This window comes from Streptococcus mitis (genome assembly GCF_047464945.1).
GTDB lineage: Bacteria > Bacillota > Bacilli > Lactobacillales > Streptococcaceae > Streptococcus > Streptococcus mitis_EA.
This window is the reverse complement of the sequence record NZ_JASHAX010000003.1, coordinates 15807-31273: the sequence shown is the minus strand read 5'-3', so window position 1 is coordinate 31273 and position 15467 is coordinate 15807. Positions and strand designations below refer to the sequence as shown.

15 protein-coding genes and 1 pseudogene are annotated in these 15467 nt (G+C 40.7%); all 16 read right to left on the bottom strand.

Features of this window, described 5'->3' with window-relative positions; all coding sequences use genetic code 11:
* Positions 1 to 21: 21 nt before the first annotated feature.
* Positions 22 to 648, bottom strand: coding sequence for a 50S ribosomal protein L3 (gene rplC / locus QM424_RS04495; RefSeq protein ID WP_000160197.1), 627 nt, complete (start codon positions 646 to 648; stop codon positions 22 to 24).
* A gap of 81 nt (positions 649 to 729) precedes the next feature.
* The gene (rpsJ, locus tag QM424_RS04490) at positions 730 to 1038 is read right to left on the bottom strand and encodes a 30S ribosomal protein S10 (RefSeq protein WP_001284513.1); all 309 of its coding nucleotides are present in this window, start codon (positions 1036 to 1038) and stop codon (positions 730 to 732) included.
* 253 nt (positions 1039 to 1291) lie between these two features.
* Positions 1292 to 1882: an anaerobic ribonucleoside-triphosphate reductase activating protein gene (gene nrdG, locus QM424_RS04485; protein WP_001064217.1), complete on the bottom strand. Its 591-nt coding sequence runs from the start codon at positions 1880 to 1882 to the stop codon at positions 1292 to 1294.
* On the bottom strand, positions 1875 to 2381 hold the full coding sequence (locus QM424_RS04480) for a GNAT family N-acetyltransferase (protein WP_084862770.1): 507 nt from the start codon (positions 2379 to 2381) through the stop codon (positions 1875 to 1877). The genes nrdG and QM424_RS04480 overlap by 8 nt, the downstream gene beginning before the upstream one ends.
* 196 nt (positions 2382 to 2577) lie before the next feature.
* Positions 2578 to 2718 carry a hypothetical protein gene (locus tag QM424_RS04475; RefSeq protein WP_000521615.1) on the bottom strand — a complete coding sequence of 47 codons (141 nt, stop codon included), beginning with the start codon at positions 2716 to 2718 and terminating at the stop codon, positions 2578 to 2580.
* 11 nt (positions 2719 to 2729) lie between these two features.
* Positions 2730 to 4937 (bottom strand): anaerobic ribonucleoside-triphosphate reductase, encoded by a 2208-nt coding sequence (nrdD, locus tag QM424_RS04470; RefSeq protein ID WP_261026047.1) that lies wholly within the window; start codon positions 4935 to 4937, stop codon positions 2730 to 2732.
* 119 nt (positions 4938 to 5056) lie between these two features.
* Positions 5057 to 6595: a damage-inducible protein CinA gene (locus tag QM424_RS04465; protein WP_414393259.1), complete on the bottom strand. Its 1539-nt coding sequence runs from the start codon at positions 6593 to 6595 to the stop codon at positions 5057 to 5059.
* Positions 6596 to 6849: 254 nt separating this feature from the next.
* Positions 6850 to 8382: a cardiolipin synthase gene (gene cls / locus QM424_RS04460; protein WP_414393256.1), complete on the bottom strand. Its 1533-nt coding sequence runs from the start codon at positions 8380 to 8382 to the stop codon at positions 6850 to 6852.
* Between the two features lie 137 nt (positions 8383 to 8519).
* Positions 8520 to 8957 (bottom strand): annotated as a pseudogene (locus QM424_RS04455) (SP_0198 family lipoprotein).
* The gene (locus QM424_RS04450; RefSeq protein ID WP_414393254.1) at positions 8954 to 10204 is read right to left on the bottom strand and encodes a bifunctional folylpolyglutamate synthase/dihydrofolate synthase; all 1251 of its coding nucleotides are present in this window, start codon (positions 10202 to 10204) and stop codon (positions 8954 to 8956) included. The pseudogene QM424_RS04455 and the gene QM424_RS04450 overlap by 4 nt, the downstream one beginning before the upstream one ends.
* A gap of 306 nt (positions 10205 to 10510) precedes the next feature.
* Entirely contained in the window at positions 10511 to 10816 is a 306-nt protein-coding gene (locus QM424_RS04445; RefSeq protein ID WP_000017620.1) for a DUF1292 domain-containing protein, read from the bottom strand.
* A 15-nt stretch (positions 10817 to 10831) separates the two neighbouring features.
* Complete coding sequence (gene ruvX, locus QM424_RS04440) at positions 10832 to 11251, bottom strand: Holliday junction resolvase RuvX (RefSeq protein ID WP_414393252.1); 420 nt, start codon at positions 11249 to 11251, stop codon at positions 10832 to 10834.
* 3 nt (positions 11252 to 11254) lie between these two features.
* Positions 11255 to 11521: an IreB family regulatory phosphoprotein gene (locus QM424_RS04435; protein ID WP_000507059.1), complete on the bottom strand. Its 267-nt coding sequence runs from the start codon at positions 11519 to 11521 to the stop codon at positions 11255 to 11257.
* Between the two features lie 86 nt (positions 11522 to 11607).
* Positions 11608 to 12177 (bottom strand): SP0191 family lipoprotein, encoded by a 570-nt coding sequence (locus QM424_RS04430; RefSeq protein ID WP_414393250.1) that lies wholly within the window; start codon positions 12175 to 12177, stop codon positions 11608 to 11610.
* 60 nt (positions 12178 to 12237) lie between these two features.
* Entirely contained in the window at positions 12238 to 12636 is a 399-nt protein-coding gene (gene spx, locus QM424_RS04425; RefSeq protein ID WP_000591165.1) for a transcriptional regulator Spx, read from the bottom strand.
* A 135-nt stretch (positions 12637 to 12771) separates the two neighbouring features.
* Positions 12772 to 15432: a magnesium-translocating P-type ATPase gene (gene mgtA, locus QM424_RS04420; protein ID WP_414393248.1), complete on the bottom strand. Its 2661-nt coding sequence runs from the start codon at positions 15430 to 15432 to the stop codon at positions 12772 to 12774.
* Positions 15433 to 15467: the final 35 nt, after the last annotated feature.

The following is a 15467-nucleotide window of genomic DNA, read 5'->3' as shown; positions in this document are numbered from 1 at the left end:
GACTGTATTCCCCTTTCCTTATTATTTACCAGCTTTAACTGCTGATTTGATAGTGATAAGAGATTTCTTAGCACCTGGTACGTTACCTTTGATAAGGATAACGTTCTTTTCTGGAACAACTTGTACAACTTCAAGGTTTTGAATTGTTACGCGGTCACCACCCATACGTCCTGCAAGGTTTTTACCTTTGAATACGCGGTTAGGTGCAACAGGTCCCATAGAACCTGGACGACGGTGGTAACGAGAACCGTGAGCCATAGGTCCACGTGATTGTCCGTGGCGTTTGATAACACCTTGGAAACCTTTACCTTTAGAAGTACCAGTTACGTCAACAACGTCTCCAGCTGCGAATGTTTCAACTGTGATTTCAGCACCAACTTCCAAGCCTTCAACGTTTTTGAATTCACGAATGAAGCGCTTAGGAGCCGTGTTAGCTTTTGCTACATGTCCTTTAGCAGGTTTGTTGCTCAATACTTCGCGTTTGTCATCGAAACCAACTTGGATAGCGTTGTATCCGTCTGTTTCAACAGTTTTAACTTGAAGAACAACGTTTGGAGTTGCTTCAATAACTGTTACAGGGATCAATTCGCCAGCTTCAGTGAAGATTTGAGTCATTCCCACTTTTTTCCCTAAGATTCCTTTTGTCATGAGAAAATAGTTCCTTTTCTATATTTTTTATTCAAAAAGTTTTTAACGAGCGTTTTTTATGCTCAAATATCAAACTTTAGATTAAAGTTTGATTTCTACGTTTACACCACTTGGAAGATCCAATTTCATCAAAGCATCAACTGTTTTTTGAGTTGGGTTAACGATATCGATCAAACGTTTGTGTGTACGCATTTCAAATTGTTCGCGAGAGTCTTTGTATTTGTGAGTCGCACGAATGATTGTGTAGAGGCTACGTTCAGTTGGAAGTGGGATTGGACCCGCAACTTGTGCACCTGTACGAGTAGCTGATTCTACGATTTTTGCAGCCGCTGTATCAAGCGTACGGTGTTCGTAAGCTTTCAAACGGATACGGATTTTTTTGTTTGCCATCTTTTTCTCCTTTTCGTCTATTTAAGATAATAGGCTAGCTCCACAAGAAAACCGACGCGGTGTTGCGTGGCAATGCAACCGAGCGTGTCGCAACCTCTTGCATCAAAGCTAAGGCTGTAATTTACAGCACCATAATAGAATAACACAAAGCCCCTGCGATTGCAAGGGATTTGTTGCTGTTTTTTAAAATTTTTAACATGAAAATGTTTTCTTTTTTGGCAGGTCATTTATTTAAGTACTTTATGGAAGAAAGTTATTCTCTCTTCACCTGTTCATAGCTTTCTTTTCCATCATTGAGCTTGTCCCAAATCACTACTTGCCCACTTTTGAGCGATTTTTGCACATCGATAATTCGTTGATTGGAGGAACCTCGAAACTGGAGCATGAGATTTCTCTTAGTTCGGTCATATCTTCCATCAACAAGAATGTCAATCAGCGACAAGAGTTCCAATTTATCTGGAGTTTCCAACATCATTTCTTCCCAAGTGTAGCCCGTCCAGGACCAGATGTCTTTATCTGGCAATTCCTTCCGAATGCGCTTAACGAGTGGCAAAAGAATCCCAGTATTGAGAAAAGGCTCCCCTCCCAGCAAAGTCAAGCCTTGAACATAGGGTTGAGCTAGATCTGCCATAATCTGTTCTTCTAATTCTGCTGTGTAGGGAATTCCTGCATTGAAAGACCAAGTAGCAACATTATAACATCCCTCGCAGTGAAACATGCAGCCTGATACATAGAGGGAGTTCCGCACACCTTCTCCATCCACAAAGTTAAAGGCCTTGTAGTCAATGATACGGCCTTGACTGAGTTCCTCGCTTTTCCATTCTTGTGGTTTTGGATTATTCATTCGCTACCTCTATCCAATAACGCTCCACACCATTACGAACATCCTCAAGGAGCCCACCATTTACTAAAATGACTGCTCTGCTAGCAGGATTATTTACGCTACAGGTCACAAGAGTTCTCTTGATGTTCTTTCCCTTAGCAACTTGCAAGCCCTGACGGAGAGTTTCCTTAGCATAACCCTTGCCTCTTTCTGATGGACGAATGGAGTAGCCAATGTGGCCAGCATAATTCAGTAACCCCTCATTCAGTCTCAATCGCAGATTCAAAAATCCTAGAGCACGACCTACATCATCAAATGATACAAATTGAATAGAAGGAACACGATTTTCAGGCAAGTTTATTCCCATCTCTTTTTGCATATTTGTTTCCAACCACTCTTCATACACAAAGTTCTCTGTATCCCAAAATCCTCCATCATGGGCTGATTGGCTCTTTTCAAACTCTGCCATCATCTCTAAAACTGTTTCTTTATCTGCTAATCTTGGTCTTCGTAGTTCCATCCTTACCTCCCACTATTAGAAAAGTGAGAGCTGACTCTCATACTCTTCGAAAATCTCTTCAAACCACGTCAGCGTCGCCTTACCGTAGATATATGTAACTGACTTCGTCAGTCTTATCTACAACCTCAAAGCAGTGCTTTGAGCAACCTGCGGCTAGCTTCCTAGTTTGCTCTTTGATTTTCATTGAGTATCACTTTTATTTTTTCTTATTCTTGTTTAAAAATTGTTCTTTGAGGTTGAGCAAGCGTTCTTTTTTACCAGCTCCACCTTTAGAGTGTTTCTCGTGATAACGGGTCACTTGTGCACGCCCCTTATCATCTAATTGATATTTTCCCATTTCATTTCTTTCTAATTTGTTACTTGATGTCCAGCTATTTTAATCGTTGAACCATTCATATGTTTGACACGCGCAGCGATTTCCTTGTGACGTCCATTAACCATCGGACGCGCTTGAGGATTCCCTAGATAGCCACAAGTCCGTTTAACAACGTCTACTGTTTTAGGGTCGCTATTGCCACAGTTAGGGCAAGCAAATCCTCTCTCAGTTGGTTCAAAATCCCCTTCAAAGTCACACTTGTAGCAACGGTCAATTGGAGTATTGGTCCCCAAATATCCCACACGGTCATAAGCATAATCCCAGACAGCTTCCAAGGCTTTAGGATTTTGCTGAAGGACTGGATACTCACAATAATGGATGAAACCACCTGACGCACCTGCTTCTGGATAGACTTTTTCAAAATCCAATTTTTCAAACGGTGTTGGATTTTTACGAACATCATAGTGGAAAGAGTTGGTGTAGTATTCCTTGTCTGTAATATCAGGAATAGAACCAAACTTCTCTGTATCTAGTCGACAGAAACGGTCTGTCAAACTTTCAGACGGTGTTGAGTAAATAGAGAAATGATAGCCATATTGATCTGACCACTCTTCTACACGGCGTTTCATATCTCGAATAATGTCTAGCGTGAATTCCTTAGCATCTGGATTACTTTCCCAGCTGTTACCAAAGAAAACTGTCGCTACTTCGTACAAACCGATATAGCCTAGTGAAACTGTCGCACGACGATTCTTAAAGAGCTGGTCAACACTTTCTTCCTTACCTAGACGATGGCCAAAAGCACCGTACTGATAGAGGATAGGAGCATTGGCTGGCGTCGCCTCTTTAGTGCGTTCGACACGATAAACAAGAGCATCTTCAGCGATATTCATCCGCTCGTTGAAGATTTCCCAGAACTTATTCATGTCGCCCTCAGACTCAAGAGCAATACGAGGCAGGTTAACTGTCACAACACCCAAGTTCATCCGACCTGAATTGACTTCTACGCCATTCTCGTCTTTCCACCCTTGAAGGAACGAACGGCAGCCCATAGGAACTTTGAAAGAACCTGTCAACTCAACAATCTTATCATAAGACAAGACGTCTGGGTACATCCGTTTGGTTGCGCACTCTAGAGCCAATTGCTTGATATCGTAGTTGGGTGTCCCTTCCTCTAAGTTAAGGCCTCTTTTAAGCGTGAAAATAAGTTTAGGAAAGATAGCTGTACGGTGTTCTGAACCAAGCCCATTGATACGAATGTTTAAAATTGCCTTTTGAATTTCCCGCTCAAAACGATTAGTTCCTAGACCAAAACCTAGCGAAGTAAAAGGTGTTTGTCCATTTGAAGTAAAGAGAGTATTGATTTCATACTCGAGTGATTGCATGGCATCGTAGATGTCTTTTTGCGTTTTCTTCCAGGCATAATCTTCCCGTTTTTCAGGCAAGACCCATTCTTCTGCATCTTTTAGATGTTTTTGATAGTTCTTCTCTGCATAAGGCGCCAAAACTTCATCGATACGGTCAGCTGAACAGCCACCGTACTGGCTAGAAGCAACGTTGGCGATAATTTGGGAAATCTGAGCTGTTGCAGTCTGGATAGACTTGGGACTTTCTACCTCTGCATTTCCAATCTTAAAACCATTTTCCAACATACCTTTAAAATCAATCAAACAGCAGTTGGTCATAGGTGTATAGGGACTGTAGTCCAAATCGTGATAGTGGATATCCCCTTTTTGGTGGGCATTGGCTACGTGCTTAGGAAGCATTTGCAGTCCGATTGATTTCCCAACAATTCCTGCTGTCAAATCACGCTGGGTGTTGAAGACATCACTGTCTTTATTAGCATTTTCATTGACAACTGCCTGATCTTTGTTAAGAAGTTTATGGATACTAAAGTTAATATCTGTCGCTTTTGAGCGCTCAAAATCCCTCTGTGTCCGATAAGTAATATACTCTTCAGCTAGCGCATATTCTTTGGCTTCGAGGAGTTCATGTTCTACGATATTTTGGATTTCGTAAATCTTAACTCCCTTTGGAAAGCGACTATGAATTTCTGTGACAATTCGCTCGGTCAGAGCATTTAGGCGCTTTTCAATCAAGGGTGTCACATCCATAACCTTGTCAGCCGCCTTGTGGAGAGCCTTGTCAATCTTGTCCACATCAAATACAACACGTCTCCCATCTCGTTTCTCGACGAAGAGAGTTGGCAAAATTGTAATTTTTTCTTCTAGTGCAATCATATGCATGCTCTTTTCTAAAATGTTCTTTCTAAAAAGTATTATACCACTCTAAAAAGAAAAATCAATATCTTGTGTTAAAAATCCTAAAATTTTTAAAAATACACAAGATATTGATTTAGTTATTTAATTTTATAGACTTTAAACTCTGAGTAATCTGTCTTTACTGGTTGGTAACTTTCTTTCAAGATTGTTTCCACTTCAGACCAGACTGCTACCTTATCATTCACCACAATCACCTTGGGTTGTTTTTCTTTCAAGTCATTGAGTAGCTTATTCCGATTTTCCTCAGTTGCTGTATAGTGCATCGGGGACAAAATAGCCGATGGCGACAAGCGCTCACTCTTACGATAAAGAGTTGCAGTATCATCCCATGCATATATAGCATCTTCCGTACTTGTCTCCTCTTTCACCAAATCAGCAAGACGTTCACGTTCTTGATAAGGTACTGGATAAAGGACAAATCTCATCAAAAAAGGAACAGCCAAAAGATATAACAAAGTTAAAATCGGTAGGTAAAGATTTCCTTTAGTATAGCGATGCCAGAGACTAACGGGCTCTTCTCTGCGTCTTCTTCTAACACTACGACCACTCTGTTGCCCCTTGATATTGGACACTAAAAGCAGAAGAAAGACAGGGAAAATAAGCATCAAACGGGATGCATGTAGAGGATCCTGTGTAAAGAAAATCACTACCAAACCTAAAATCAGGAACAAACTCGCAGGCACTGAGATGACATATAGTTTAGAGGATTTAGATTGAAAGAGACCTAAAAAGACAAAAACCAAAACTCCCATGCCAAGAGCCAACAACCCGTAAAACAAAACATTTTCTAACAATGCCGAAACAGAAACCAAACGAATGGAATGAATTGGATACAAAATTCCACTAATCGCATCCCCAAAACTTCCTGTTGCCACACTATAGTAAGCAGTTGGATAAAAGACAAGTGAAAAACCTAAAGCCACTGCAATAAACTGATAAAATCCATGTGCAAAACGTCTATGCCCAAGGTTAAAGACCAACAATCCTAAACTCACTACAGCAATAAACAGGAGCGATGCCAAGGGAGCAAAGAAAAATCCGCCCGCCAAAGCCAACCCAATCCGTACAAATCCCTTATCATGGCTTGGATTGCTTAGATAAGCCGCAACTAAACTAAAGGCCGCGAATAAGAAAGGAAGCGCTAAAAGAGTCGCATAGCCTCCACCAAACGCAAGACCTGTAACCAGCATGTAAAAAATAGTCACCACTTGTCCAGCTTGGTCTCCTTGCTCTGTCAAGGTGTCCGCCGATTTAAAGAGGAAAAATCCTCCTGCTACCAAGGCTAACCACTCAAAAATGGCAAAGAAAAATCCGCCCTGAGTCACGTAAGTCAGCAAATAATAAAGCAAGCCTTGACTTCCATAATAGTCGCTGTAAATTTTCCCGGTCTGATGAAGCGCCCAACCTGTATAAAAATCCTGCACTTCTTGTGCACTCATTAAATCGAGTAATAGCGGTACTCCTAGAGTTATTCCTGTTACAAGCGTACTCCATAGTAAAATTTTTACCAAAGGAAGACGACTTGATTCACGATGATGCGATTCTTGTTCGATTTGGTATTCTAGAGGTTCACGATTCTCCTGATGAACTTCTTCTACTCTACCATACACACTCATATCGTTTCTCCTATTCAATTTATCTGTCTTAGTATATCAAAAAGTCCTAGGATTGTCAGCTTGCGATGGCTGTTTGAGTGATTTTTTGTATAGTTTCACAAAGGTTTCAATTTCCCGAAATCGGTGTAAATGTGTCTGTTTAAATGTCGTGATATAGTTTAATTCGTTCTGAGTTAGCATCTTCCCTCCTACATCTTCTTATTCGTAAAAGACAAGAAAAATAGGACTGGTTTGTATCCTCAGTCCTAGATTTCTTATAAGATAGGGGCGAATAACTGGGCAATTTCCTTAATCAATTTTTGATACCAGCTATTTTTTATCGTATGAGGGAAAATTTCTTGCGATGCTGAAAAAATCTCCTGAAAATCTTTCTGAATCTCAGTGATTGATTCTGTTTTATATAGCAAGACTGCATTTTCATAGTGGTGAAGCAAACTTCTATAATCTAAGTTAATGGTCCCAACTGCAGCAAAGTCCTTATCCACTAAGATTTGTTTACTATGTATGAAGCCTGGACTATACTCAAAAATCCTTACTCCTGCTGACAACAAATCTGGATAAGCCCCTCTTGTAATGAGTTGGATTAATTTCTTATCTGGAATGAAAGGGGTCACGATACGGACATCAACACCCCTCATGGCCGCGTTTTTAATACTCTCTGTCAAGTCATAGTCAATAATCAAATAGGGCGTTGTGATATAGACTGAATCAGTAGCCTGATTAATCAAACTTTGATAGACTTTTTTCCCTACCTGAGTACGGAAGATGGGCTTGGGTCCACTACCGTAAGGAATGCAGAGCCCTTGGCTAGAACGAGGTTGATTTTCCAAGTGATACTGGTCAAAATCGCTGATTTCTCCACGATTGATGTACCAAGTCATCAAAAAGAGACGGGTGAGAGCCTTGACACCAGGACCATCTAAGCGAATCCCACTGTCCTTCCAATAGCCAAAGCGTTCTACATGATTGATGTATTCATCGGCTAAGTTAATGCCTCCTGTATAGGCTACCTGACCATCTATGACAAGGATTTTACGATGGTCCCGATTGTTGTAAGCCACCGTCAAACGAGGAATCACCTTGTTAAACTTATGGGCTTCAATTCCTCGACTACGAAGCTGAATAGTGTAGTCGCCAGGTAAAGTCGCCATACAGCCGATATCATCATAGAGCATCTTGATCTCTACTCCCTGAGCTGCCTTTTGCTCTAGTATGTCTAGTATGCTATTCCACATCAGACCTTCTTCAACAATATAGTACTCTAGAAAGATAAACTTTTCAGCTTTCTTGAGGTCTTCCAACATATGTTGCCACATGCTTTCACCCGAAGAAAAGAATTGTGAGTCTGTTCGATCATAGACATCGGCGTTGCTATCCATACTTAACAAAGATTTGATAACTCCATAAGCCGCCTTATCCTCTTCCTTCAATTTCTGGCGGAGAGCTTTACTGTTATCCTCCCGAAAATGCATGGAACCAAGTTTATCCAACTGCTTGATTTCTTTTTTGGACAATCGCCTTTCACCAAACATCAGATAGAGCAAAGGGCCAATGATAGGAACAAAAGTTACCACTAACCACATTACCTTGCTTTCAGGCGCCATAGAACGATTGACAATCGCTACGATAGTCGCCATACTCATAAAGATTAAGAGAATAACCCATAGAATAGGGGCCATCCGCCCTAAATAAAGAAAGAGACCAAAAATAAGACACAGTTCAAGCAGCATAATCGAAAGACTAAAGCCATACTTGGACATCAATAATTGAAATTTCCTATATTTCATATCCCCTCCTTGATATTTTGAATGATAAAACAGGTAATTGATACTAGTATAGCGCAGGTATTCGATAGAAGGCAAGTATTTATCATCATTTTCTAAGTAAAAGTAAAAGAGACCGACAAATCCAGTCTCCTTCTAGTCTATTTTGATAAAACGATACGATCAAACGCTTCTCTATCCATATCATCAATAATCATCTGACTGCCATTGATTGCATAAATCTTGACATCATCCCCAATAATCATGCGTTGATTGACTGCATCGAAGCTGACCTGCTTGATTTCTTGTTCCCCGTCAGTTTCAACCTGTGTCTAGGTACCAGTTGTTCCAGTTACCACTAAAGTGATACGGTCTCCTTAGTCCTGACCGGTATAAGTCCCATCAATATTAGTTGGTTGAGCCTCGGGCGCATTTTGTGAAGAACTTGTCGTTGCCCGGTTTGTATTTTCTGTGGAAGATGAAGCAGCAGATTGTGATTGCTGAGTTTGTTGTGTTTGCGGTTGAGCTGCTGGCTGTTGAACCTGTTGAGCTCTTTGTGAACAAGCTACTAAGAGACTAAGACTTGCTAGAGAGGTCAATTTATCTGCTCATGCCCCAGTATGTGGCTCCGTACTTCTGAGATAAAATAGAGAGACCCTGTAATGAATAACAAGTCCTTGGTATCGGCTCTTTCTTCAAAACTGCTGATAAATTCTCGGTAAGAGGGAATTACATGGTAACCTGTTACATCTGTCTCATCTAAAGACCCTTGATAGTCAAAGCCGGTCACCTTGAGTTCCACCTGAGGCAATTTTTCAGTCATATAAGCCAACATCCCTTGATAATCCTTCCGTTTCAAGGCTCCAAATAGGATTTGAGGACGATGTCCTTCCTGCTCTTTTTCTTTAATAAATTCAACCAAGCGAGTCAAGGCAGGGAGGTTATGAGCACCGTCCAAGTAAATCTGCGGACGAATACGCTCCAAACGCCCAGCCCAATGGGTCTTCTCCAAAGCCTGTCTTACAACCTGCTCATCAACAGCTTCCTTTCCTTCTCTCATAAAGAGAAGAAACGTTTGTAGCGCCAAGGCCACATTTTCCTGCTGATAAGCTCCTTCCAATCCTATTTTCAACTGCGAAAAAGTTCCCAAAGAACTTGAAAAATCACTATTCAGCATTGAAAAATCCTGACCTGCCTGATAAAGGGCAACAGCTAAAGATTCGGCTTTTTTCTGACATACAAGCCTAGCTTCTGGAGGCAACTTAGCAATCACTGCCTTTTTACCAGCCTTAAAAATACCAGATTTCTGCTCTGCAATGGCTGCTATACTGTCACCCAGAGTCTCCTGATGATCAAGCCCGATGGAGGTGATGACAGCAAGCTCTCCAGTGACCACATTGGTCGTGTCTAGTAAGCCACCAATTCCCACTTCTAGTAGAACCAAATCCACCTCTTGCTCTCTAAAATAAAGAAAAGCAATCAAGGTCAGCAATTCAAAAAAGGACAACTGGTCATGGGTTTGCAGAAGCGTTTTCTCCATCTCCTTGACCTGCTCAGCCAAACGGATGAAGTCTGTGTCTGCTATAGGTCGCCCATTAATGCAGATTCGATCATTGATGGATACGATATGAGGAGAGGTAAAGGTCGCGACCTTTTTACCATGCCCCATAAATAACTCCCTCATAAAAGCAATGGTAGATCCTTTCCCATTAGTCCCTGTTACGTGGATAATAGGGTAAGACCGCTCAGGATTTCCTAACAAATCCACCGCTTGCTGTATTCGGCCCAAACCTGATCGAAAATTCAAACCAATCCGACTATGGAGCCATTCTTCTATTTCAAACATACACATCTCCTTGACAAAAATCTAATCAATTATCTAACAAAATTCCGTAGATAACAAAAAATGAGGTCAGGATTTTCGTCCCGACCTCTTACCTGGTTAGCTAATCACTAGCAACTATGAATATTAACTTGGGCTAAAAACATCCACTGGATGTTCCAACTCTTCCAATTTCTAGGAGTTGGGGTGATACAGTCTCCCAGACTTACTTATGGTCTTTATTTTTAGCGTCAGGCTAAAAACGTTCCCTGGACTTACCAGCTCTTTTTTATTTCAAAGAGCTGGGCTAAAAATATCCGCCGGATATTTTTACTCCTCCATAAAACTATTGAAGACTTCTTCAATCATGTTCCATTCGTCTTCTGAGTCTTCTGGGATTGGTTGCAATTCGCCTTCTGTTCCATCTTCGTTTTCGATGAATGAGTAAGCTTGGATTTCAACTTGTCCGTCTTCGTCTTCTTCTGCATTAACTGGTACTAGAAGAACATAGTTTTTACCAAATTCTTCTTTTCCGTCAATCGTCAAAAGGATTTCAAACAAGGTTTCATTTCCTTGCTCATCTACTAGTGTGATTAGTTCACGTTCTTCGTGGTCGTGGTTATGATCGTGTGACATAGCCTCTCCTTTATATTAAAATTTTCTATCTAAATAATTTTGTAAAATCAGCTGAGCTGCTAACTTATCAATGACTTTCTTGCGCTTATTGCGACTGATATCTGCTTGTTCAATCAACATGCGCTCAGCAGCCACTGTTGTCAAGCGTTCATCTTGATAGTCTGCTGGTAAACCAAAAAGCTCTTCTAGCTTTGCTCCGTATGCTTGACTAGCTTCCACGCGCGGTCCGCTTGTATTGTTCATATTTTTAGGCAAGCCCACTACAAATCGTTCCACCTTGTAAGTATCAACCAACTCCTTAACGCGATCAAAACCAAATTGGCCTTGCTCCTCATTGATTTGGATGATTTCAAGCCCTTGAGCTGTAAAACCGAGTGGATCGCTAATGGCCACCCCTACCGTTTTTGAACCGACGTCCAATCCCATAATTCTCATAGGTTATAGATCGACTCCTTGTCCTTTAAGGTAGTAGCGGACCAATTCCTCAACGATTTCATCACGCTCATACTTACGGATTTGATTTCGTGCATTATTATAACGAGGAACGTAGGCAGGGTCTCCACTCAATACGTAACCTACGATTTGGTTGATTGGGTTGTAGCCCTTATCGTTCAACGAAGCATAAACATCAGTCAGAGTTTCGCTAATTTCTTTTTTATTGGAATCGTCCAATTTAAAACGTACTGTTTCTTCAGTAAATCCCATTCTAACACCCTCTTTCCTTAGAATAGTACCATTATAGCATAATTCCTTACGTTCTACAATTCAGGCAGTCTATTTATTTGGATTTTCTACTGTTCTGTAGCACCATTTGCCAATCTGTCTGAAATATATTTGCTTGGTTCATTTTTCAAAAGATTTTCCAAGCCAATATTCTTCAAATATTCTAACTGAGAAGCCTTCTTGACATCCAAAACTTGAAAATCAAAACTAGTCGTTGTTTGAAGTTCTGCTGCACTCAATAGTTTAGTTTCAAGCTTAAATCCTGCTAATTTACGAGCTTCTATGATGGCCTCATCCTTCTCCTCTGCCTCAAGGAGAGCTTTTTGAGTTTCTTCCACACCATGTTGGTCAATATAGTTCTTCAACTCATCAGAGACTGGACGCTTTTGTTGAATGGTTAGATTCAAAAAAGTCTTGTCTTTATAAGTAATGGTTTGGGTTTGCTGGCTACCATCATCTGACTTTGGCAAAACCAAAGTCTTGGTTACAACTGTATTCTTCTCAGCATTTTCAATAACTGGCAATGCCGACTGAAGCGTATCCTTTTCTGTTTTTGTAGCTGGTCCAGTTTCTTTTTTCTGTCCGCAACCAACCAGGATAAAAAGGAAAGCTAGACTAACAAGAACTATTTTTTTCATTTCTTTCTTCTTTCTTTTTGAAATTAAAATAAGACTGGGAGTTGCTCCCAGTCTTGATGTTTATAGAGCTGCACGTAAACGTGCTTCTGCATTTTCTACATTACGGACAGAGCGTGGTAGGAAGGCACGAATATCGTCTTCCTTGTAGCCAACTTGCAGGCGTTTTTCATCCACAAGAATTGGGCTCTTTAAAATTCTCGGTGTTTCCATAATCAGATTGAGGACTTCGTTGACACTCAAATCTTCAATATCCACTCCAAGGGCTTTGGCATAGCGATTTTTAGACGAAACGATACTGGCTATTCCGTTATCTGTTTTTGTCAGAATATCCAGTAATTCTTCCCTCGTAATTCCTTCTTTACCAAGGTTTTGTTCTTTATAACTTAACTGGTGGGCATTGAGCCAGGTTTTTGCTTTTTTACAGCTAGTACAACTTGAGACTGTATAAATTTTAATCATGTACCTACCCCTTTCGCTACATGTTACTATCAGTTTAGTCTATTATACCATAAAAAACATCCGACTTGCGACCTATTTTTAAATTTTTTTGACTTTTTTCGTCATTTTCGTACTTTTTTCTTGACAAAATGAAATTTACAGCCATTCGTTATATTTCTTGATATAAATTTTTTTCACAATTGTCACGCTAATCATATACAAAATAATGATGAAAAGTAAAAAGATGAAATAAATCGGTTTTAAAGGAGTTAGATGAAGTAGGATTGCGAGTGGACTGTAGGGAAGGAAGGTCACAAAGGCTGCAGCCAATAAGGTTGTCACAAGGACTAGCCAAGCTGGACGACTTTGTAAAAAGGGAATTTTGGCTGAACGCAGCATATGTATAACCATGGTCTGTGACCACATGGACTCGATAAACCAACCTGTCTGAAACAAGACAATAAATCCTACGGCAGACTCCGCTCCATGGACATAGGCTTGACCTGTTGTCATGGGTACAATGATAAAATAGAGCAAAATAAAGGTCAAAATATCAAAGGCAGAAGAGATAGGCCCCATCCAAACCATGAAACGTGTGATGGACTTAGCTTCCCAGGTATGCGGATTTCTCAAAAAATCTTTATCCACCTTGTCAAAAGGCAAGGCAATACAAGACAAATCATAGACTAGATTTAAGATAATCAAATGGACTGGTGCCATTGGTAAAAATGGCAAAAAGATTCCAGAGACCAATAGGGATAAGATATTTCCAAAATTAGAACTCACTGTCATTTTGATATATTTAGTCATATTGGCATAGACCTTACGCCCTTCAACAAGTCCTTTTTCCAGCACCATGAGATCCTTATCAAGTAGGATAACATCAGCTGTTTCTTTGGCAATATCTACTGCTGTATCAACAGAAATTCCCACATCTGCAACTTTCATAGAAGGAGCATCATTGATCCCATCTCCCATATAGCCTACAGCATGACCATTAGCCTTAAATTGCAAAATAATCCTTGCTTTTTGGTCAGGTGAAAGTTTGGCGAAGACGGTTACCTCCTCTACGGCTTGGGCCAATTCTTGATCACTCATCTGGTCAATTTCAGATCCTAACAGCATCTGATTGATATCCAAACCAACCTTTTCACAGACTGCTTGAGTAACTTTTTCGTTGTCTCCCGTCAAAATCTTTGTTTGAACTCCATGTTCTAACAGAGCCTTAATTGCTGGTGCTGCAGATGGTTTAGGAGGATCTAGGAAGGCTAAATAACCAGTTAGAATCATATCCCCTTCATCATCAACTGTATAGGCATGGTCTTCCCTCAAACCTGACTTATAGGCCACTCCCAAGACACGCAAACCTTGTTGATTTAGTTGTCTGACTTCTGTTAAAATTTCTTCTCTAATACCATCTGTCAAAGGAGTAATCACTCCTTGGTATTCCGCATAACTGGAAATCGTCAACATTTCCTCTAGGGCACCCTTGGTTACCAAACTAACAACTTCGTGTTCATCCTTAACGATAACACTCATCCGTCTACGTTCAAAATCAAAGGGAAGCTCATCTATTTTTTGAAAAGTTTGAGCCAGATTTTGTAAGAGGGTGTGTTCTTTGGCTTCCTTTTCAGTCCGTTTGATGATGGCTCTGTCCATCAAATTTTTCAAGCCCGTTTGAAAATAAGAATTGAGATAAGCTCGTCTCAAGACGGTCAAATCCAAGCGTCCGTGGATGTCCAAGGGATATTCAAGGACAATTTCGTCTTGGGTTAGAGTTCCTGTCTTATCTGTACACAAAATATCAATCGCCCCTAAGTCCTGTATGGCATTGAGTTTCTTGATAACCACTTTTTCCTTGGCCATAATGATGGAGCCTTTTGCTAGACTGGCCGTGATAATCATAGGAAGCATCTCAGGTGTCAATCCAACACCAACACTCAAAGCAAATACGCCAGCTTCCAGCCAGTCACCATCTGTTAAACCATTGGACAAGAAAACGATGGGCACCATGACCATCATCAAACGAATCAAGAGCCACGAAATACTATTCATCTCCCGTTCAAACGAAGTAGGCTCATCATAGGTGTTCAAAGTCTGCTCAATGGCCCCCATCATGGTATCATCACCAACTGCTAAAACCACGGCCTTGGCACTACCAGATAAGACATTGGTTCCCATAAAGGCGAGCGCTTCTGCTTCTAGCAGACTATCAGATTGTTGAACTGTTGCCTTGGTCAAGGCCAATTTTTCAACCGATTCACTTTCACCTGTCAAGCCAGACTGTTGTACAAAGAAATCACGCGACTCAAATAAAAGAAGATCTGCTGGAATCATGTCTCCAGCGCTTAATTTAACCACGTCACCCACTACCAAATCATCGATAGGTACTTCTTGAATTTCTCCTTGACGAATGACAGTCGCTGTGTTGACAATCATTTTTGATAGATTGGTCGCAGCCTTATCGCTACGTAGTTCTTGGACAAAGCGTATGCCACCAGAAATGAGGACTAGGACAACGATGATAATAGAAGTCGTCGGATCCTCTTGACCTGGTTTTGCCAACCAGACATTGGTCACCAAGGAAATCACGGCGATGACCAGTAAGATGATTGTAAAAGGATTGATAATGGATTCGTAAATCTTTTTGAGGATACTGTCTTCTTGACCCTTTGTGATGGTATTTTCGCCATATAGGTCACGATTTTTCTCCACCTGCTCCTCAGTCAAGCCTGTTAGACTTGTCTTATAAAAAGATAGAGTTTCGTTTAAAGATGTCTGAATAGCTGTTGCTAATCTTTCTTTTGTAGTTTTCATTGGTTTCTCCTATCTGTATGAATGATGTGTTTCAT